Source organism: Pseudoalteromonas sp. SR44-2 (assembly GCF_014163745.1).
Lineage (GTDB): Bacteria > Pseudomonadota > Gammaproteobacteria > Enterobacterales > Alteromonadaceae > Pseudoalteromonas > Pseudoalteromonas distincta.
In genome coordinates, this window is record NZ_JACJDW010000004.1 from 1 (window position 1) to 20815 (window position 20815).

The window sequence follows — 20815 nt, forward strand, 5'->3', positions numbered from 1 at the left end:
TTTGTGAGAATAGAAAGCCAGGGCTTTATCTACGGAGCAGTATGAAATACTAGACGCACAGGCAAGCTCACTGACTTCGATGTGATAAATGATAGCTAATCATTTATCAATGAGAGATACAAGACTCACAGTTTGGTCTGTTTCAAGCAATGCTTGTGCCTCAAAAGGATCACTGCATTCAAGTACTAGGTAACCACTATCTTCTAAAATAAATCGCGCGCTTAGACGAATTTCGGGGCTATCTTCGATGATCAAAATAGTGGCAGGCATAAAATTCCAAGTAAAAGGGATAAGCTAAATTATTGTAGCGTAAAGCGATTTCTATGCCAGTGATTTTATCTGTTGAATTTCAAACTGTTAATAACTAAACAGGGCTAAATACTCATGCATTAGTCCGAAATCGGACTGTGAAGGTTCGATTTCGGCACTGCGAAGGAGGTTAATAAAAATATAAATTTGCAAATTAGGGTTGTGAGTTTCAAATTGGTACTGAGGAGTCCGTTATTGCTGCTATTTGCTAAGTAAACTAAGTAATATTGTAGTTAATCTCATGTATTTATTTAGTTTTTAATGTTGGCACGTGTTTCGCTATACCTTAAATATACAAAGCATTAAGCAGTGAAATATGGATATAGCAAAAACAACAAATGCAAAAGCTTTAGCTGTTTGGCAAAAATTAATTTTAGCCGCAGCTGTTATTGTAATAATTGGGGTTATTTATCAACAAAGTAACCAAGCTGGAGTATCCGTTTCGCGTAGTAATATTATCGTTGCAACGCTAAAGCAAGGCGCATTAGACATTACAGTGACGGGTTATGGAGAGTTAAAATCGGCACAGCAGCAGTTACTTACAGCTAAATCAGCCGCCACAGTTAAAGCTATTTTATTAAAGCCTGGCGCTATTGTCAGTAGCGACTCTGTAATTGTGCAACTTGCAAACCCTGAACTCGATCAACAGTTACAAAGTGCTGAGCAAGAGCTTAATAAATTGAATGCGAACTTGCGCCAAACAAAGCTTAATAATACGCGAGAGCTGTTAAATGAGCGCTCCCATGTGGCACAAAGTTATGCTGCGTATGAAAATGCCAAACTAAAATTAAAAGCAGAAGAAGCCCTTGTTAAGCAAGGGATTGTATCAACCTTAAATTACCAGCGTAGTGTGCTTGACGAGCAGCAACTTAGCCAGCAATTGGCCATTGCTAAGCAGCGTGCAGAGCAGTTAAAAGAAGTGCATAAAGAGGCACAAAGTATTCAGTTGGAGCAAATAAAACAGCAGCAAGGTATTGTTGTTATGTCACAAACAAAGCTTACTGATTTATCGATAAAAGCAGGGATAAATGGTGTGTTACAGCGCTTACCTGTAGAGCTTGGGCAAAGTGTGAACGCAGGGCAAGAAATTGCATTAATAGGCTCGGTTGATAACTTAATTGCTTTGATCCAAGTTCCACAAAATCAGGTTGATGATATTCGTTTAGGCCAAGTCGCACAAGTAGATACACGTCGAGGTATAGTTGATGCGCGCGTTACGCGTATAAGCCCTGTAATAGTTAATAATACGGTAGAAGTAGAGCTTGCTTTGCCTAAAATATTACCCGAAAACGTGAGGCCGCAACTAAGTGTTGATGCAAATATTATTGTTGCAAAGCTCACTAATGTTACCTTCATAGAGCGCCCGGCAAACGTTAAACCCTATACCGAAGTTGCGCTATATCAGCTTAACCCAATATCAGGTGATGCTAGTTTAGTTAAAGTGAAATTTGGTCGTTTAGCTGGACGTTATATTGAAGTGTTAGGTGGTGTAGCTGCTGATCAGCAGTTAATAATTTCAGATTTAGCCAACCTTACTCAAACCAACCAAACAATTCACATAAATTAAGGATGAATGCAATGGCAGAGCAAATAAATAAAGCCCTTAAAAGTGTCGTGCTAGAAATGAAAGCACTTAGTAAAGTTTTTGAAACTGATGAGCTGCAAACTTATGCGCTTCGCAGTATTGAATTAAAAGTTTACAGTGGTGAATATTTGTCTATATCTGGGCCATCAGGGTGCGGTAAATCAACATTATTATCAATCCTAGGTTTACTTGATATGTCAACGAGTGGTGAATATTTTATTGATGGTGTGAATGTTTCTAAGCTTAAACTAAATCAAGCTGCTGAGATTAGAAACGCTAAAATAGGTTTTATTTTTCAGTCATTTAACCTAATTGATGAACTAAGTGTATTTGATAATGTGGCATTGCCACTTCGCTATCATCACTCTAAACCAAACAAGCATGAGATTGCTGAAAAAGTAAAAGCGTGTCTTGAAAAGGTAGGGCTTGGGCATCGAATGAGCCATAAACCAAGCCAACTTTCAGGTGGTCAGCAACAACGTGTTGCCATAGCACGTGCTTTGGTAGCAGAGCCTACAATTTTGCTGGTGGATGAGCCAACAGGTAACCTTGACTCAAAATCGGGTGACCAAGTAATGCAAATATTGACTGATTTAAATAATGCGGGAACAACTATTTGCATGGTAACTCATGATCCTCGCTATGCCGATATGGCAAGTCGTCAGCTAAAACTCCTTGATGGTGAATTACTTGGTGAAATAGCGGTAAAAGAGCCATTAAATGCTTAAGTAGCTCTTTATCAGCGAGAATAAGATGAAAATATTTAAAACAAAAACCGTGATTAATCAGTTACTCAAAGGAGTGAAGTAATGACTTATAATTTTAAAAATGCATTACTCAATATTAAACAACATAAAATTTATAGTGTAAGTGTTGTCGCAACCTTGAGCATTGTTTTGGCTGCGTTAATTACTGTACTTACGCTTGCGTATATTATGCTGATAAAGCCACTGCCCTATCCTGAACAAGCACGGTTAGTTAAAGCTGAGTATGCGCAAATAGACTCAACAGGGTCGCTTAATACACGTGCATTTAATTACCCTGCGCTAATTGATTTATATAAAAACCATAACGTATTTGAACAAGTCGCTTTGGTGTATTACGCACAACAACGCCTCGATGATGTGGCTGGCTTGCCCATCGTAAATACATCATTTGTAACACCGCAGTGGTTTGATTTATTTGCTATTAAGTTACATTTAGGGCGTGGTTTTAGCCAAACAGAGAAGCTAGATAGTTTTAATCCTGTGGCAGTGATCAGCTATCAAACATGGATAAATGATTTTGCTGCTAAAGAAGATATTATTGGCCAAAAGCTGGGTGTAGGGGGGAAACAATTTAAAATTATTGGTGTAGCTGCTGCCAATTTTAAAGCTCCAGCCCTTATCAAAACAGGACAAGAAACGGCTATATGGCTGCCTTGGGATTACAATCTAACATCTGAAGAAGCCAAACCTTTTTGGTGGAACCGTTATTCAAACAGCCATTTTGTTGCTAAATTACCAAGTAATATAAATCGAGTTCAAGCAAGTAAAAAGCTATCTCAGTATGTTGATAACGTGTGGCAGCAACATATTACAACAGAGGCATTTTTTGCCGGTTGGCATATTCAGCTTGAGCTTAATCCACTGCAAAATGTAATATTAAAAGAAACGCCGAAAAATATTTATTGGCTTATTTTAGCTGTGCTAGGTTTGGTTATTATTGCGTGTGTAAACATTAGCAATGTATTTATAGTTCGTACAGCTGCGCGTAAGCATACCTTAGCACTAAGTGCTGCCGTAGGCGCAACACGGTTTATTTTGTTTAAACAATTTTGGCTTGAAATTGTATTATTAATAGGAAGTGCAAGCTTTATAGGTCTTACTCTATCAGCAGTTATTTTGGCTGAGTTGAGTCATTTAGCGCAGGCCATATTACCTCGAGCAAGCGAGTTGTCGGTTAATATGGCCTCAGTACTCATTGCGGTATTGAGCTGTTTAATACTGAGCACTCTATTTGCCTATTTGTGTACGCGTATTATTAATTATCGTGAACTAATCGGTGGCTTAAAGTCAGCAGGAAAAGGCAAAACTGTACAGGTAAGTAAGCGTGTTTGGCAAAGTTTGGTGGCATTTCAGGTTGCAATTACATGTACTTTATTATTTATTAACCTTTTAATCTTTAACGTTAATAATGCCAATATAAAAGAAGCTTTCACACTGCCTATTAAGCAACTAACCAGTGTTGAAATTAACTTAGCTAATTATTTATCAGCAAACAGAGAAAAAGCAAACCAAGTACTAAATCAAGCAGCTAATGAAATAGCTTTATTGCCAGAAGTCGCTCAGATTAGCCGCTCATCCTCACCTATCAATGATAATTTAATTACTTGGTCACTCATTGAAGTTACGCACAATAGACAAGTGCTACCGTTTGGTAAAGCCGTTGATGAGCATTATTTTTCAGTACTTAAACAACCTATTCTGCAAGGGCGTAGTTTTACAGCTGAAGATGTTAAAAGTGACGCTAATGTAATCGTTATCAATGATGTACTTGCCAAGCAGTTATCAAGTGATGGTAATGCGTTAGGGATGCGCCTAAGTTTTGATATTACATCTGGCCGTGAAAACGACTTAACAATTATAGGTATTGTTAAGGCGATGCCAATTTCAGGTAAAGCACTAAAAGAGCCAAAAGCCTTTTTGACTCGTCAAGGGTATCGCTCATTTATTGTAGAGCTTAAAAATAATCAACAATTAAAAAAGCAAACGCTCAATACATTACTGCAAAAAATAGATGCAGGTATTTCGGTGCATAAACTTGAGTCGCTAAATTCTCAGCGTGATACTGCATTGTTTCGACAGTATGTTGTATCAGCTACAACGATAATGCTAATTGTTGCGACAATAGTATTAACCAGCATTGGCTTGCTGAGTATTATACGTTACTCAGTGCAGTTACGACGCGCTGAAATTGGTATTCACTTGTGTGTTGGCGCAAAGCCACTGGCATTGTTTTTGTTAGTATTTAAACAAAATGGCAGCGCAATCGTAACGGGTATAATATTCAGTATTGCGTTATTGCTGGCTTTACAACAACCACTACAACTGATTGCGGATGGAGTACCGCAAATTATGCAGCTTGGTATGTTATTCATAACTTTATTATTTGTAATTAGCCTCGGTGCACTGGCGTGTTATTTACCTTTAAGTGCCCAGCTAAAGCGCCCTGCAATTTACGGTGTACAAGGAGCACAACAGTAAAGTGTGTAGTTTAGGAGGGACTGATTGGGTAAAAGGCTTAAATCAGCTCCTTCAACTAGCTATTTTAAAAACACTTTATAAAAGAGCTAGTTGATAAGTTAATAATAATTATAAAGATGGTACGGGCTGAATGTTATTATCTGCAATCTGTACAACTAAAAATGCTACAATAGGGATTTCAGTCAATGACTGCAAAGTTAGACAATGCAAATGAGGCAGTCGCAAAGCAAATTTACACCACCTTTCAACGTTCTTATAAAATAGAAGCTGAATTAATAGGTGCGCAGAATTTTCCGCCTTTATCGCGCACTGATACTGATATACAAAATTCGCAAACGCTTTTTTATGGATTGTATGTGAGCGAGTCACTCGCGGGGGTTATTGAGCTGGAAACTAATAACAGTCAATTAGAAATTAATAGCTTAACGGTTGACCCTGAATACTTTCGACAAGGTATTGCGAATAGATTAATGCACTTTGTACTTAATGATTTTGCAAGTACTGCTCCAGTCAATCTATCGACTATTGTTGTTGAAACCGCCGTAGTTAACGAACCCGCAATTAAGCTATACAAAAAACATGGCTTTGTTGAGTTTAAACGATGGACCCCAGAGCACGGTATTGAAAAGCTAGCAATGATTAAAAGTCGGGCTGTTTAATAATAAGGGGCATAGCGTAAGTTAACTAGCATACAAATTTATACTTTAATATGTCAGGCATTTACTTATTGCCCTAAAGCACAGCCCCTCTTAATTTTTTTGTGAATAACTCAATTAAAGATTATTTGCACAAAGAGAAGAGAATAAGAAGTAAATGAGGATGAACTTGAAGGCTTAAATTAGTTTGTGAAACTCTACAGAGTCTGGTCTTGCACCTTGCCTTTTACCATAAAAGCCAAAATAAGACCTGATCTGACGATTACCTTAGTTTCCTGTAATTATTTTTACAGATTAAAAGACCTGTTTTTTATAACTACGGCTAACTTAACCAACCGTAGTTATATTGTGGAATATGCTTGATTTAAATTAACTGCAATTTTAAAAGTGCAGCTTAAACACTTTTTAGCATAAGAACTAGAAAGTTTCTTTGTTAACTAGTCGGCTAATTACTTGGCCTTCCTTGTCTTGTCCAATTATTAAGGAGTATTTCACACCAGGTAAGTAACTATACCCAAACGTAAGCGTTGTACCTTTATTTAAGAGACTAATGGATGCTAAATCTTGGCCGCTAGGACACGCAACTGTTTCATGTGAATTTTCGTTTTCGGCTTTTATATCTATTGAACTGCCACTTGAACAACTTACACGATAGCTAATGTTATCTAGCTTTGTAAAATTAAAGATGTCAATTTCAATAGATGTTCCATCATTTAAATTATTATCCAGCTTGATGATATCAGTTTTAATTTTGGAACTTTTTTGTTCAGAATCAAAATCAGAATATACAACAAGTGCGTATTGAGCTGACTCCTCAATAGCAGATTGAAAGTTTCTTTCTACTGTATTTGAAACACTTTCTTTAGTATTTGGATCTAGGCTAACAATTTTTAACTTATTATCGCCTGGTGTAGATATCGAGAAATCTAAGCTTTCATTAATTCTTAAAATAGACACATCGTCATTATCAATATAAGGCTCTACTCCATATACATTTTTTTCTATCTTTGTGATTTGATTGTTTTGGCTTTTTGAGAGAGTAAATTCAAAGTCAATACTTTGTGCTCTCATATTCAAGATACCTAAAGCTAAATTACTATCTGTTATCTTACCCTCTGAAATAGTGCTTTTAGTAATAGGCTCCGATTTAGAAGAGCTACCACCTCCACACCCTGTTATTAAAAGTGCGGTTGCAACTGATAGAGATAGAATTGTTTTGTTCATAAATTGTTCTCGACTACTGTGATTTGATATATGTTATACGATTTACAACTATACGATGTTCCCAAAAAAATACTGTAAAATATTGTAAGAAGGTGTAGGTAACTGCTGAGTTATGCTTCAGGTAAGTTTTATTTTTGGTTTATTTTAAGTGAACTTTGTTTGGTTCTAGATCAGAATGGCTCTTCGTATGAGGAGATTAACTTAAAACTTCTTAAATGGCTTAGCAAATACTTGAAAATTATCTTGGTAAACTATTTTTCCAGGGTTAATAGCTCTTACTTGGTCTACAAATATATCTCTATTTTCAAGCATAGAAACAAGCTCTCTCACTTTGGCAATGTGCTCGATTGCTGAAATCTTAAACCAGCTGATATAAACATCTGACTTTTTTAGCTTTTGCTTGTTAAGGTGGTCAAAAGGTGATTCTAAGTTTTTATTAAACCAATCTAGTAGATATTCGGCATGATCAAGTTCATAGTCAAAAAATATATTATCTTCTTTTAGGTAGCTAACAGCCTGAAAAACCCCTAACCGTTGCTCGGAATCTTTACAGACATCATCAACTACAAAACGAATAAACATAAATTCTCCAAATTAAACTAATCATGTCATTACCGTAGGTTGTCTAAGTAGTGGTAACATATCATTGATTTCAATGCTATTTTTATTTATTTTAGGTGCCTTTTTTTAAAAGGCTTATACGACATGCTCCCTTGCATGGATACTCGGCAATGCAGCTAACTCCTCAGCAGGCTTGTTAGCTAAAACTGTATTTGATAGTGAAAAATAAAATGTTGTTAGGACTGAAACAATAGGTTTTAACGAAGTAAAGCTAATTGTCTCTATAATAGGTTACATGGAGTGAGGTTAGAAGATCAATAGAGGTGCAATCGCTTGTTACAAAGTAGCTAAAACAATCAACGAGCATTTATCAGGCTACTGACCGCTAATCTCGCTATAGCAGCTTTTTATTTATTCGGGTATGATCTGCGCAACTTTGATTATCAGTTGCTATTTATGAACACGTTAAGTGCCAAACAGAACATTCAAGCGATTGTTAAAGCAATTAAGGCTGAGGAAGCATTACTTCGCCAAAAGCATCCATTACTTGCACATCAAAATACCTTAGGGTTAATCATTTTATTGCTGTCGCTGAGTGCTCTTATTGGCGTTGGGGTTTTATATTATTTAGCCATAATACCTGCTTGGGTGTGCATAGTGCTTGCGGCTATTGCTGCGTCTATTTCCCATGAGTTAGAACACGACCTTATACATAAACAATACTTTAGTAACCAGCCGTTTATGCATAATTTTATGATGTTAGTAGTATGGTTAATGCGGCCAAATACTATTAGCCCATGGTACCGACGTAAAATGCATTTACACCATCACAAAACCTCAGGCACACAACAAGACCTAGAAGAACGCTTGGTGGGAAACGGTATTAAAAATCCATTTTTACGTGCGCTAGTTATTGTAGATGGGTTATTAGGGTTAGTTATTTCTACCAAACGTTTTAGAAAAGAAATTAATGGCTTTAGTTTTTCGAGTGTTTTTAATGCAGGGTTTCCGATAACTACTGCTTATTTTGCTGTTTTATATAGTGTTATTGTGTTTCATATCGTGGATTTATTTATACCACTTTCGCTAAATTCGCCTAGCTGGTTGTTAAGCACAATGAACGTGTTTGATTTTTTAATGGTCGTGCTTATTGTGCCTAATATTATTCGCTCAAGCTCGCTTAATTTTGTTACCTCAAGCATGCATTACTACGGCGGCGTTAATAACATGCTTGAGCAAACTCATGTACTAACAAGCCGTTTATTTATGCCGTTTCACTTGTTTTGTTTTAATTTTGGAAAAACGCATACCATCCACCACTTTGTGCCAAATCAGCCGTTTTATTTACGCCAAATGCTAAGTGAAAAAATACTTAAAGTGATGCAACAACATAACGTGCGTTTTAACGATTTTGACAGCATTAAAAATGCCAATGCATTTAAATAATTACCTCCAACATTAGGGGAGGTTTTACATTGCTATTCTTATTTTATAATTTGAACGCATATTAATACCAAATCTCAATAGTACATAATCAATTTGAGGGATTAAACCGCACGTTAACTTCGTTAAAAAATTCTCATATAGAACAACTAAATAACGAATTTTTTGCCTTGCTATCGACACGGTTTTATTGCCTCAAAATAGACTACTTAATTAAGCGAATTGGTATAAAAATAATTTAGACGCACCACGTTACGCTATTAGCTTAACGTGGTATTGCTGTTTTATTTAAAAGATCGGATCATGTTTTTAGCACTTGCTCAACTTTTAAAAAATCACTCTCAAAAATTAAAAATCTAACCGAACATACAAATGAACCGGCGAGCAGTTTTTTATATTTTAAAAATAATGAATCGATATTGCCGGTCTTATATCTCGATTCAATCTTCATAAGCATTAAGGATTTAAATAATGGAAATTACTGGAAGCTGTTACTGTGGTGAAATTAAATACCAAGCAAAGTCTCAAAATAACAACGCACTTGTTTGCCATTGTAGCGATTGCCAACGTATGTCGAGCGGCCCATTTAGAGCAGTCATAATTGCAGAGCCTAACTCAGTCGTTTTTACTAAAGGCGAGCCAAAAGAGTTTGTTAAAACAGCGCAAAGTGGTAACAAGCGTGCGCAAGGTTTTTGTGGCACATGTGGTACAACACTTTATGCAACTAACGAAGCTAAAGCTGACCGTGTATATGGCTTGCGTATTGGTGCGGTTGATCAGCGTGATCAGTTTACGCCAACAGCACAAATTTGGGCTAAATCAACATTGAGCTGGTTGAGCGGTTTACACAAAGTACCTGCATTTGATACAACCCCACAAAATTAGTTATTTGGGGTTATCAGTATTACTTTTTTAGTAAGCGGTTTGAAATTTATTTAACCAAATGACTGTCTACTTATAAGTCAGTCATTTGGAGAATAATATGTGTAGTTCACCTAAAAGCAGCCGAGCAGTGAAAAAAACAGCCATTAGTTTCAATGATGAGCTTACTCAAGAGCAGCGCTTGCGTTTTGCTGCAAAAGCTAATTTAGCACAAGAGCGCCGTGAACAGCGTGAAGCAACGAATAAACGCTATGAGCAAAAGCACGCGAGTAGTAAACCTTCGTCTGGTTTATTTTCGTGGTTACAGCAGCTAGTTAGCTGATTTAGCTAAAGTGGTGTTTTTACCACTACCCAAACCACATAAAGCACACAGTACTCCGGCAATAGCGCACAACCACAATGGCGCACTCCAACTGCCTGTTGTAGTGTGTAATGCACCAGCTAGCATAGGACCAATAGCCGCGAGCAAATAACCTACGCTTTGCGACATTCCCGAAAGCGACGCTGCTTGTTGCGAATCGTCAGTTCGTAAACTAATAAACGACAGCCCCAATATAAAACACGCTCCAGAGCAAAAACCCAGCATTAGGGTCCAAACAAAAGCAAAGCTAGGCATGTAAAGCAGCCCCAATGCACTGAGTGCACTCAACATGGCTAAAATAAAGCTAAGCGTGCTTTGATCTTTTAATTTTGCCAATAGGGGGATTAATATTAAACCCGGTAATGCAGTCGCTATTTGAAAAGCACCATGATAAGCACCTGCTTGGGTAGCTGAGTGACCGGTTTCGGTTAATATGTTTGGTAACCACGTAATAATTATATAATTTAAAAACGAGTTTAAGCCCAGCAGTAGGGTAATTTGCCATGCTAGTAAATAACGCCATACACTTTTTGACGTGTCGGTGTGTTGAGCAATACTGACAGGTTTTGTGTGCTTACTTAATTGCGACATCCATACAATAATACTCGCCAAAGTAATAAGAGCTGATGAGCCCAGCGCAAGTTGCCATCCTAATCCGTTTAACTGACTAAGCGGAAATACCAAAGTAGAAAACCCACCCGATACCACGCCCATAGTAAGCACGTAGGCTGAGGTCATTAACGCAACCTTTGCAGGGAAGTCGCGCTTAATTAAACTTGGTAATAATACGTTTGCGATGGCAATGCCCACACCAATAATAGCGGTGCCTACAAAAAGCATAGCTGAGGTATTTATTACCCGCGCTGCAACCCCTGCAAGTATAAATAACAAAGCCAAAAACAAGGTGCGCTCTAACCCTTGCTTTTTAGCAAGGGTTGCGGCCATTGGCGATACAACCGCAAAGGCAATGAGTGGCAATGTTGTTAAAAAACCAGCTTGTGATGCGCTAAGCCCAAAGTGATTAATTATTTGTTCAAGCACAGGTGCAATACCTGTAAATGTGGCGCGTAAATTTGCGGCAATAAGTAATATGCCAAGCACAAGTAATATGCCAGCAAAGCGTGATTTGGGTGTGTTATTTAACAAAAAAGATGCCATTAAAGCTAATATTTAATGGGCGCTAGTATAAAGGCTTAGCAAAAACTATAATTTAGAGATAATGACATTAAATAACTAAAAACAGACAAAACTATGTTTGATGCAATTGGTTGGGACGACATTAAAAATTTTGAAACTATGGCGCAGCCCATAATAGCCAAAATAGAGCACGCCCATGCAAGTCACGAAATCCCTCTGCACATTCATCCAAAAGGGCAGTTAATTTTAGCGCTGCATGGTTATGTAACATGTGAAGTGTCGGCAAAAATGTGGATGGTGCCTACGCACAGTGCAATTTGGATCCCAGCACAAAAGGTGCATAGTAATAGGGCGTCTGATAACGCGCAGTTTTGCCATTTATTTATTGATAGTAGTAAAAGCGGTATGCCACTAAATACCTGTACGTTAGCCATTACGCCGCTAGTTAAAGAGCTAATGTGCGAGTTGGCTGCACATAATCAGCACTATGCTTTAAATAGTAAAACAGCACGTTTAGCGCAGGTGTTGTTTGATCAACTTATCGATATGCCCGTACAGCCTCTTGATTTTGTATTATCTAAAAACGAGGTAATTCAAATTATGAGCGATCAGTTAATAAACATGCCAAACAATCGAAAAACACTACCACAATGGGCTAAGCAGTTTGCGTTAACTGAGCGCACATTAGCGCGGTTAATTAAAAAAGAAACCGGTATGACATTTGGAAAATGGCGTACGCAATTACATATAATTACAGCTTTAAAGGCGCTTTCTGATAAGCAAAGTGTGCAGCAGGTGTCGGAGTTACTAGGGTATGAATCGGTGAGTGCATTTATTACTATGTTTAAAAAAGTGATGAAAAAGTCGCCCATGAAATACATGAGCGACTTAAATCAGTTAAATTAGTTTAGTCTTTAAATAAGCTTAGTCTTTAAATAAGCACTACCACGTATAAGTTGCCGAAAGCATGGCGTTACGAGGTTTGCCAGGAAAGTACCTGTCGCCGGTAAAACTGGTGTAATCGGCGCGCTCTGCATAAGCCTCATTGGTTAAATTAATAATGCGGGCAAGCACCTCAAGGTTATTAGTAACTTGCCATTGAGCACGCAGGCTTAAAACATCATGCCCTTGGTATTTATTTAAGTTTTCTGGGTCGGTGTAGTAGTTACCAACGCGGTGCCACTGCAAAGCAAATTGCGCGTTATTTAATGCCTGCCATGTTAAATCGAGATTAGTAATATTACGCGGCGCGGTATCTATGTCGTTGCCGTTTATATTTAAACCATTAAGTACTTGGTTGTTAGTGTAAGTATGCTTTGCGTGAGTGCCAGTAAAGTTAAGTGCAAGCGACCTAGTTAGCTGGTAGTCAAGCTCAAGCTCAATACCACGATGTCGAGAGCTGCCATTATTGACCGTAAAAAAGTCGCTATCGCGGTAAATCGTATTGTGTTTACTCATAGCGTAAAGTGACACACCATAACGTAGTTTTTCGTAAATTCCTTTAATACCAAACTCTGCGTTATTCGCTATTTCGGCGCTTAAATTTGCAGTAGTTTGCTCGCGTTGTAATTGGTATAGCTCAGCCGCTTGTGGCGCTCTGTAACCGCGAGAAAAGTTCGCATAAAGCGTGTTATTTGTATTGTACTGATAACTTACCCCAAGCTTTGGCGATAAATTACTAAAGCTATTTTTAGCGCTTGCTGGGCGGCTGTATCGGCAACCACCAAAGCCGCATTCTGTGCCATCGTCTTTTGTTCTACCTGCTAGCATATTATTGGTGTAGTCGTACTGCATATGCTCGTAACGCACACCTGCGGTAAGTAACCACTTATTTAATTGCCAATCAACAGATGCAAAAGGAGCATAAAGCGTGGCGTTTACATCGTAATCGTAATGCTTACCTTGGGGTACTGTAGCCACTAAAAATGCAGAGCCTTGCGTTGGCTCGTTTTGGCTTTGAATAAAGTCGGCTTGCGTGTATTCGCCATCAAGCCCGAGGTTTACTTTTACATTGCTTTGTAAATTATGTTGATAAAGCGATTGTATGCCAAAACCAGTTTGACTGTTTGTTTCAAGCGGTGTGCCGGGTAAAAAGTGCTTAAAAAAGTCCATGCTTTGATCGCGAAAATATAACGTAGTAGAGAGCACATCATCGTTATTTAATTGCCATGTTGCATTGCTCCATGCTCTAAATGCGCGTGTTTTTCTAAAAGCGTCAGGGTCAAAGTTTTTTTGCGCGAGGTCTTCGTTTTTATAGCTTTCAAAGCCTGTAATAAATCCAGCCGTTTGCTGATTAAGATTTGTGTAAGTAAGGCCTGAGGTAAGTAATAAATTATTATTTGAATAGCGATGGCGAATATTTACTTTTTGTTGCTCTACGCTTTCGTCGTCGCGGTAACCGCTATCGTCGGTAACACTTGCGTTAATGCCTATACCGCTGTTGCCGTAATCTTGCCCTGCGCGTAATTTGTAGCGAGTATAACCGTACGAGCCATAATCTAAACCAACTAAGCCACCGCCTTGTGTGGTGTCGGGCGTTATTACATTAATAACACCATGCACAGCGTTTGAGCCATAAAGTGCAGAGCCAGGGCCTTTTAGTACTTCAATGCGCTGCGCCATTTCGCTGTGCGCCTCAAATAGCTCGTTTATGTTACAAAACCCAGCGGCTCTCAGTGGTATGCCATCCTCCAAAGTCAATATGCCACCACAAGCGCCAGCGCCCGAAAGTACGGGGGAGCGAAGTGCGGGTAAATATTCTTGGCCATTTCCGCGTTGAATATTAGCTCCTGCTACACGTTGCAGGGCTTCTTCAATATGGGTAGGCGCTATGCTATTTAGCTGCGCTTCGCTGAGTGTACTTATTGATAAAGGCATTGGGGTAGATAGCGCTTCAATACGTGATGCCGTAGTTGTTATGGTTTCTATTGCATCGTTGTTTTGATTATTGGCAAACGCAGTGTGGCTAAAGGGTAATATCAGCGGCAAAAAATAAGGTTTCATACATTCCTTGAAAGTGATCTATATTGCATTGCCTCTATAATATGCGGTTTTAATATGCATTTAAAATTGTTGCGTTAAAGCGTACGTAACCTATAAATCCGATACGTAATTGATAAAACAAAACAAGCCGCAGCAGGAAACACCAAAGCCAGCACTAAGTAATACTTAAATAAAACGTAGCCGGTTATACCGCCTAGTAAAAAGCCTGCAATAATGAGTAAAAACATAACGCCTTTACGGGTATCAAATTGCTCACCTTTAAGCGCTTTACCTAGCATTAAACCAAGGTCAGTAAAAATACCGGTTAAATGTGTCGTACGTATAACAGCACCACTGTAATTAGTTGCTAGCGCATTTTGTAACCCACACGCAGCAGACGTTAAAACAATGCCGTAAACGAATGTGTTTTTGAGTAAATAAGCACTCGCAAGTAGTAGCAATCCTTCAATAAAAAGCAAAGTGTCGTAATGACGACCAAGTTTTAATGAGCCACCAGAGAGCAAAAAGCCCGACAGTGCCGAACCCAACATAAAGCTAACAATTATTGAAAGTAACAATAAGGCAGTACTAGAATTAGTTATTGCTTTGATACCAAGTAAAGTAACAGAGCCAGATACATGCGAAATAGCCTGGTGCTCAAATCCTAATAAGCCTACAGCGTTTACTATGCCCGCTATAAATGCGAGCGTAAACGCGCCATATTCAACCCACTTTGGTAGTTTTGTAAACATTGGTTATCTCTTAACGTGTACAGTGTTAATTATTGAGTTTGCGCTTTAAAACGCTTTATTTGCTCATCAACTAATTTTGTATCTATTACGCCACGCTTAAAAGCAATGTAAGTAGGAAACGTAAACTCATTGAGCTGCCTAGCGGATACGTTTTTATATTCCTTTGAGTACCACAAACCCGCTTGATAGTTAGTTATTGCGTATTCAACGCGATTTTTTTCTAGCAGCTCAAAAGTGTCTTTAGTTGAAAGTGAACGAAGCAGATTATTCTCATCAAGGTTATACTTTTTAGCAATAACCTCAGGCACAGGAACGCCGCGCAGCATTGCTATTGGGGTATTTGATAAATCGTCAGTGAGCAATTTATCTTTGTTTAAAGCAAATAAACCATACTTAGTAGTATGCAAGGGCACGCTTGTAAAATCTAAATACTCTGCTCGCTCTTTTGTATTGGCCAAAGAGAAATAGCAGTCGTAGTAGCCCAGCGCCATTTCTTTTTTAACGCGCGCCCATGGCAGATGAATTACGTCAATTTTAAGATTTAAATTACGCTCAATAAAGGTTAAGTATTCAATATCTAAACCTGTGAATGTATCTTCTTTTTCATCGTAAATAGTAAAAGGCGGGTAGTGAGTTGTTACGCAGCGCAGGGTTTTACTTGGCGCTGCAAGTAACAACGAAGGTAAAGTTAAAGCTAAAAACAGAAATATTGCGCGCATAAATATAAATTCGATATCTTTTAAAATACATAAATTGAACGCCAATTATACAGTTACTGAGCTTAATTGCATTGATCTAAGTATTTTTACCTAGCGTATAAGTTAAATTTTGTGAGATATACCATGTTTAACGCAGAGCAGCAGTCACGCATTATCGAAATGGCGTGGGAAGATAGAACCCCTTTTGAGGCAATAGAGCAGTTATACGGATTAAAATACCCGCAGCTGGTGGTATTTATGCGCGAACATATTTCAAAAGGCAGTTTTAAAGTGTGGCGTAAACGCCATGCTGGTCGTAAAACAAAACACTTAAAATTACGCGATCCCGCTATTATGCGAAGCCACTGTAAAACACAATATAAACAACGTTAAATAAGTGTAAGCTGTTTCATATGATGTTCAGCCGTGTTTGTTAACCTTTAGCTATTAATTACGCTAGAGATTATTTATGAGAGCACTAACATACACAACACTAATAGCATTGGCTTTATGTTCAATAAGCGCAGATGCGAAACCGCATAAAGATAAGCATGGTCATAAACACGGCCATAATAAGCATCATTCACATAAACACAACGACAATGACTACCTTTCTAAAAAAGAGGCAAAGCAGTTAATTCGCGCAGGTTGGACGCCACCAGGGCTAAGTAAAAGCTACCACAGAGGCGACTATTTAGATCGTGATTTATATAAACGAGGTAGAGTGATTGAACGCTCTAGAGATAATGGTACAGTGAGTATTGAAATAGACCGTACAGTTATTCACATGGTGCACGATACCCGAGAAATACTTTCAATCTTAAGTCGCTAAACTAACTTTATAAGGATATTAAAATGCTTATTGCGCTGGCTATAATTATTGGCTTTTTTTTACTGGTTACCTTGTTGCCTATGTCGTACAGCCAGCATTACTTAGTGCGTAGCTGCGACTTTGTGCGCTTACAAGTATTTTATATTGCCAGTTTTGTAGCCGTTACATCGTTGTTTTTATTATGGCAAAGTAGCGCAATAGGTTATGTATTTATAGCCTTAACCTCATTATTTATAATGATTTTACAAGGTAAATGGATTTACCCGTATACGTGGCTTGCTAAAAAAGAAGTGCAAAGCGCACCAAAGCATATAGACCACAGCGTACGAATTATGTCGGCAAATGTACTTATGTCGAACCATAAAAGTGAGCAGCTAATTAGCCTTGTAGATGAGCACCAACCCGACCTGCTCATTACGCTTGAAAGCGATAGCTGGTGGGAAAATAAATTATCAGTCATTAAAAAAAATTACCCGTATTACATAGAATGCCCTAAAGACAATCGTTATGGCATGCACTTATACAGCAAGTTTAAAATACTCGATGCACAAATATGTGAGCTAATAGAAGAAGATATTCCTTCAATTCATATTCTGTTTGAAAACGATGAAGGCCTGCAAATGCAAGGGCACTTTATTCACCCAGCACCGCCAAGCCCGACAGAGGAAGACTCATCGCGTCCGCGCGACTCAGAGCTAATAATGGTGGCTAAAGCACTTAAAAACCCTACACGGCCTACTATAGTTGCCGGAGATTTAAACGACGTAGCATGGTCGCGCAGCACTCGTTTGTTTATGCAAATAAGTGGCTTTTTAGACCCTCGAAAAGGCCGTGGTTTTTATAACACCTTTCATGCAAGTTACTTTTTTATGCGTTGGCCGCTCGATCACTTATTTCACAGCGAAGGCTTTAAAGTAAAGCGTATTAAGCGCTTAGCTAAGTATGGCTCTGATCACTTTGCGCTACTGACTGAGCTTTCTTTTGAGAACGCCAATCAGGAGTCACTAGAAGATAAACCCGAAGATCTAAAGCATGAAGAAATCCAAGAGCTTGCTATGAATAAGGCAGACAAGCGAAAAGTGCCGAGGTTTGAGGAAAAGTTATAGTTATTAGGCAGTGTAGGTCGGATAAGTGGCGAAGCCACGCCATCCGACAAAAATAATGAATTGGCTAGAAAGTGCAATAAGCAGACTGTCGTAACCTTAGACTCTTCTTATAGGGATAGTACTGTAAACAATATAAAGCCTATAAATGCTATAGCTTGAAGCACAAACCATAAGTTTTGTCTGTAATAGATTTTTAATATTAGCCTTGGACCATATTCAGGGTCGGCGATTGTCTTTGATGTTTGTTTTTTAACTAACCACTTGATATAAAAAGGAGATAACTCAACAAACCTAGTTATTACCTCTTGCAGGTTAAAATCTATAGTTAGATCTAACTTATGCTTATTAATCTGCTGCTCAATTTTCTCCTCATATAATTCAAAAACAGTCATTATCTCTTTTAATTTTAGAGATAATACGCCTTTAACTTGTACGTGAACTGCACATTTAAGGGCTAATGATTTTTGCGCTAAACCACATAAAATAGAAGAAGTTAGAATTAACAACATGACTTTGATATCAGCGATGTCAAAATGCTTAGCTCCAAGCTTATCAATGTTTGCGATAATTAGACCAGCGATTGCCCCGCCAGCTCCAAGCGTCCAGCTAGAGATTTTGTCTACCTCTGAGCTTGATGAAACAATTGCATCAACGAAGGCATTTAGCGAATCAGTTCTTGCATTTAACTGAACGATATCTCGCCAGTTTTTAGTTGACTCCAATAGCTCTTCACTTGCACCCATACTTGATATCCCTATGACACTTTATCAGAGGACACTTTCCCTATTTTAGCGCGAAAACGTCCTTATTTTGTGAACTTACATTAATAGCAAACAGTTTAAGTCATTGCCAGCTATAAATATTATGCTTTCTGTTATTTATATAAACATGTAAAAAAATGGGAAAGTTTCCTCTTATTCTTACTAAATTAGTGACTACTATCTCAATGACCGCTTATCACTCATTGTTGCCTGTCAGGTTAAGTCTAGTGAAATAGATTGCATTGCATAGTTAAAGTTTTTATATTGTTCGGCGATATTTTATTTGGTGCTAATAAAGCACTGCGTGCAAAGGAAAGCATGTGAATTATAAAAAAATGTATTATCCGGTAAGAGCGCTTGCTGTTTTATCTTTAGTTGCTGTTGCTATTAAGTACTGGATGCCAACTGAAATTGGCTTTGCGTTTATGCTGTTGCCTTATTTGCTTCTATATTTTTTAGCTAACGCTAAGAACTATGAAAATAAACGGCTCATTTTTATTAGAATTATAGCTGCATTATGTACTATTACTTTAGCGCCAGTACTTGTCTTTGGTATTGAACCTGACCCTCAGGCTGGGATTGGTATTATGTTTTTGCTGATAATGCAGCTAGCTGCAATTAGTGCCTCTGAATTTATTATATTATTCTTTTATGTTGATAATGATTAAAAAGTAAACTGCTCATTTACAGTTATTACTGTGTAGTTGCTTTGTGGTTTGAACTTAGTAGAGACTAAGCTCTTCTTTAATCTAATTTTAAAGTTAAAAAACCTAAAAGCGGTTACCCACTTTTAGGTTTTCTAATGTATTAGTATTTAAAGCTAAATTAGCTATTGATCATAATACATTTGATATTCACAAATTCGCGCATACCAAAGCCGCCGTGCTCTCGGCCGTAGCCACTTTCTTTAACACCACCAAACGGTAGGTTAGGTTGTGCTAAACCGTAGCCGTTAATATTGATCATGCCGGTGTCAAAGTACTTTTTAGCTAGTTCAATGGCTTTTTTCTCATCTTTAGAGAAAATACCGCCGCCTAAACCGTAGCGAGAGTCGTTAGCGATGCGCATTGCATCGTCGTTGTCCTTGGCTTTAATAAGCGAAGCTACTGGGCCAAATAATTCGTCGTCATAGGCTGGCATACCAGGGGCTAAGTTATCAAGTAGAGTAGGTGGGTAGTAATAGCCTGTTTGCGAAGGTATTTCGCCGCCCGTTACTATGTTTGCACCTGCTTTAACTGATTCCATTACTTGGTCGTGAATGCCGTCGCGTAAGTCTTCACGTGCCATTGGGCCTAAGTCTGTATCGTCAGCCATTGGATCGCCCATTTTCATGGCTTCAAATTGCGCTTTAATTTGCGCTTTAAAGTCATCGTAAAGTGACTCTACAACAACGAAACGTTTAGCTGAAACACACGTTTCACCGTTATTGATCATGCGCCCGGTTACACAGGTTTTAACTGCAAGCTCTAGGTCTGCATCATCAAGTACTAAGTAAGCGTCGTTACTACCAAGCTCTAACACTGTTTTCTTAACGTGTTTACCTGCTTCTTCTGCTACTTTTTTACCTGTCGCATCACTACCGGTAAAGGTTACGCCGCTAATTGCTTTGTGCGAAATTAAAGAACTGGCTGTTTTGCCGTCGATAAGTAGATTGTTAAAGCAATACTCTGGGAAACCAGCTTGTTTAAATAGCTCTTCTATTTTTTCAGCCATGCCAAATACATTACCAGCATGTTTTAATACGGTTGTGTTACCCGCCATGATGTTAGCAGCACTGTAGCGAATTACCTGATAAAGCGGAAAGTTCCACGGTTGAATACCTAATAGTACACCTGTTGGTTGGTAGCTGATAATTGCGCGGCCGCCGTCCATATCACGTTCTTCGTCAGCAAGTACTTGTGGGCCTTGTTCGGCTGTATAACGACAAATTCCTGCACATAGTTCAACTTCTTGAAAGCCTTGCTCATAAACTTTACCCATTTCTTCGGTCATGAGTTTTGCAATAGCTTCTTTTTGATCTTCAAAGAGTGAGGCTAACTTATTAAGGTATTTTGCACGTTCAGTGAATGACGTTAATCGCCATTTTAAATATGTTTCGTGAGATTTTTCGATTACCTGTTCTGCTTCCTTTTGAGAAAGTAGTGTATAGGTTTCAATGGTTTGCTCAGTTGCGGGATTAATCGTTTTAACTGTGTTACTCATTTCTATCTCCTTACAAATTTAGTTATTTAAAAGGTGCAAGGCTAGAGCCAGTTTTTAAAAAAAGTTGCTTTTGTTTTTA

At 38.3% G+C, this 20815-nt stretch carries 21 protein-coding genes; 12 read left to right on the forward strand and 9 right to left on the reverse strand.

Annotated elements, in window-relative coordinates; translation table 11 throughout:
* Positions 1–99: 99 nt before the first annotated feature.
* Entirely contained in the window at positions 100–270 is a 171-nt protein-coding gene (locus tag H5115_RS03380) for a hypothetical protein (RefSeq protein ID WP_259396315.1), read from the reverse strand.
* Between the two features lie 355 nt (positions 271–625).
* On the opposite strand from H5115_RS03380, the gene H5115_RS03385 reads away from it, so the two are divergent.
* The 4 genes from H5115_RS03385 to H5115_RS03400 all read left to right on the forward strand — a co-directional run bounded on the left by H5115_RS03385 (position 626) and on the right by H5115_RS03400 (position 5798).
* A complete protein-coding gene (locus H5115_RS03385) occupies positions 626–1876 on the forward strand; it encodes an efflux RND transporter periplasmic adaptor subunit (protein ID WP_182753646.1) in 1251 nt (416 codons plus the stop codon).
* A gap of 11 nt (positions 1877–1887) precedes the next feature.
* Positions 1888–2622: an ABC transporter ATP-binding protein gene (locus H5115_RS03390; RefSeq protein WP_310736279.1), complete on the forward strand. Its 735-nt coding sequence runs from the start codon at positions 1888–1890 to the stop codon at positions 2620–2622.
* Positions 2623–2703: 81 nt separating this feature from the next.
* The gene (locus H5115_RS03395; RefSeq protein ID WP_182753648.1) at positions 2704–5139 is read left to right on the forward strand and encodes an ABC transporter permease; all 2436 of its coding nucleotides are present in this window, start codon (positions 2704–2706) and stop codon (positions 5137–5139) included.
* 185 nt (positions 5140–5324) lie between these two features.
* On the forward strand, positions 5325–5798 hold the full coding sequence (locus H5115_RS03400) for a GNAT family N-acetyltransferase (protein ID WP_182753650.1): 474 nt from the start codon (positions 5325–5327) through the stop codon (positions 5796–5798).
* 414 nt (positions 5799–6212) lie between these two features.
* Here the strand turns inward: H5115_RS03400 and H5115_RS03405 are convergent, their stop codons facing one another.
* Both H5115_RS03405 and H5115_RS03410 read right to left on the reverse strand, forming a co-directional pair.
* On the reverse strand, positions 6213–7019 hold the full coding sequence (locus tag H5115_RS03405) for a hypothetical protein (RefSeq protein ID WP_182753652.1): 807 nt from the start codon (positions 7017–7019) through the stop codon (positions 6213–6215).
* Between the two features lie 201 nt (positions 7020–7220).
* Complete coding sequence (locus H5115_RS03410) at positions 7221–7601, reverse strand: hypothetical protein (RefSeq protein WP_182753654.1); 381 nt, start codon at positions 7599–7601, stop codon at positions 7221–7223.
* 435 nt (positions 7602–8036) lie between these two features.
* Between H5115_RS03410 and H5115_RS03415 the strand changes: the two genes are divergently transcribed.
* The 3 genes from H5115_RS03415 (at position 8037) to H5115_RS03425 (ending at position 10227) form a co-directional block, all read left to right on the forward strand.
* Positions 8037–9026, forward strand: a complete 990-nt coding sequence (locus H5115_RS03415) for a fatty acid desaturase (RefSeq protein WP_182753656.1) — start codon at positions 8037–8039, stop codon at positions 9024–9026.
* A 468-nt stretch (positions 9027–9494) separates the two neighbouring features.
* Positions 9495–9908 carry a GFA family protein gene (locus H5115_RS03420; RefSeq protein WP_182753658.1) on the forward strand — a complete coding sequence of 138 codons (414 nt, stop codon included), beginning with the start codon at positions 9495–9497 and terminating at the stop codon, positions 9906–9908.
* A gap of 97 nt (positions 9909–10005) precedes the next feature.
* The gene (locus tag H5115_RS03425) at positions 10006–10227 is read left to right on the forward strand and encodes a hypothetical protein (protein WP_024605837.1); all 222 of its coding nucleotides are present in this window, start codon (positions 10006–10008) and stop codon (positions 10225–10227) included.
* On the opposite strand, the gene H5115_RS03430 is transcribed toward H5115_RS03425, so the two are convergent.
* Positions 10216–11412, reverse strand: coding sequence for an MFS transporter (locus tag H5115_RS03430; RefSeq protein WP_310736280.1), 1197 nt, complete (start codon positions 11410–11412; stop codon positions 10216–10218). The genes H5115_RS03425 and H5115_RS03430 overlap by 12 nt on opposite strands.
* A gap of 105 nt (positions 11413–11517) precedes the next feature.
* Here H5115_RS03430 and H5115_RS03435 point away from each other — a divergent pair, with 105 nt between their 5' ends.
* The gene (locus H5115_RS03435) at positions 11518–12309 is read left to right on the forward strand and encodes a helix-turn-helix domain-containing protein (RefSeq protein WP_182753661.1); all 792 of its coding nucleotides are present in this window, start codon (positions 11518–11520) and stop codon (positions 12307–12309) included.
* A gap of 36 nt (positions 12310–12345) precedes the next feature.
* On the opposite strand, the gene H5115_RS03440 is transcribed toward H5115_RS03435, so the two are convergent.
* The 3 genes from H5115_RS03440 to H5115_RS03450 form a co-directional block, all read right to left on the reverse strand.
* Positions 12346–14406 (reverse strand): TonB-dependent receptor, encoded by a 2061-nt coding sequence (locus H5115_RS03440; protein ID WP_182753663.1) that lies wholly within the window; start codon positions 14404–14406, stop codon positions 12346–12348.
* Positions 14407–14480: 74 nt separating this feature from the next.
* Positions 14481–15137 carry a YoaK family protein gene (locus H5115_RS03445; protein WP_182753665.1) on the reverse strand — a complete coding sequence of 219 codons (657 nt, stop codon included), beginning with the start codon at positions 15135–15137 and terminating at the stop codon, positions 14481–14483.
* 29 nt (positions 15138–15166) lie between these two features.
* A complete protein-coding gene (locus H5115_RS03450) occupies positions 15167–15856 on the reverse strand; it encodes an ABC transporter substrate-binding protein (RefSeq protein ID WP_182753667.1) in 690 nt (229 codons plus the stop codon).
* A gap of 123 nt (positions 15857–15979) precedes the next feature.
* On the opposite strand from H5115_RS03450, the gene H5115_RS03455 reads away from it, so the two are divergent.
* The 3 genes from H5115_RS03455 (at position 15980) to H5115_RS03465 (ending at position 17773) form a co-directional block, all read left to right on the forward strand.
* Entirely contained in the window at positions 15980–16228 is a 249-nt protein-coding gene (locus H5115_RS03455; protein WP_024595124.1) for a TIGR03643 family protein, read from the forward strand.
* A 76-nt stretch (positions 16229–16304) separates the two neighbouring features.
* A complete protein-coding gene (locus tag H5115_RS03460) occupies positions 16305–16667 on the forward strand; it encodes a hypothetical protein (protein WP_002958080.1) in 363 nt (120 codons plus the stop codon).
* Positions 16668–16690: 23 nt separating this feature from the next.
* Positions 16691–17773, forward strand: coding sequence for an endonuclease/exonuclease/phosphatase family protein (locus tag H5115_RS03465; protein WP_182672854.1), 1083 nt, complete (start codon positions 16691–16693; stop codon positions 17771–17773).
* A gap of 107 nt (positions 17774–17880) precedes the next feature.
* On the opposite strand, the gene H5115_RS03470 is transcribed toward H5115_RS03465, so the two are convergent.
* On the reverse strand, positions 17881–18516 hold the full coding sequence (locus H5115_RS03470; RefSeq protein ID WP_182672853.1) for a hypothetical protein: 636 nt from the start codon (positions 18514–18516) through the stop codon (positions 17881–17883).
* A gap of 338 nt (positions 18517–18854) precedes the next feature.
* Between H5115_RS03470 and H5115_RS03475 the strand changes: the two genes are divergently transcribed.
* The gene (locus H5115_RS03475; RefSeq protein ID WP_182672852.1) at positions 18855–19202 is read left to right on the forward strand and encodes a hypothetical protein; all 348 of its coding nucleotides are present in this window, start codon (positions 18855–18857) and stop codon (positions 19200–19202) included.
* A 157-nt stretch (positions 19203–19359) separates the two neighbouring features.
* On the opposite strand, the gene H5115_RS03480 is transcribed toward H5115_RS03475, so the two are convergent.
* Complete coding sequence (locus tag H5115_RS03480) at positions 19360–20736, reverse strand: NAD-dependent succinate-semialdehyde dehydrogenase (protein ID WP_182753669.1); 1377 nt, start codon at positions 20734–20736, stop codon at positions 19360–19362.
* Positions 20737–20815: the final 79 nt, after the last annotated feature.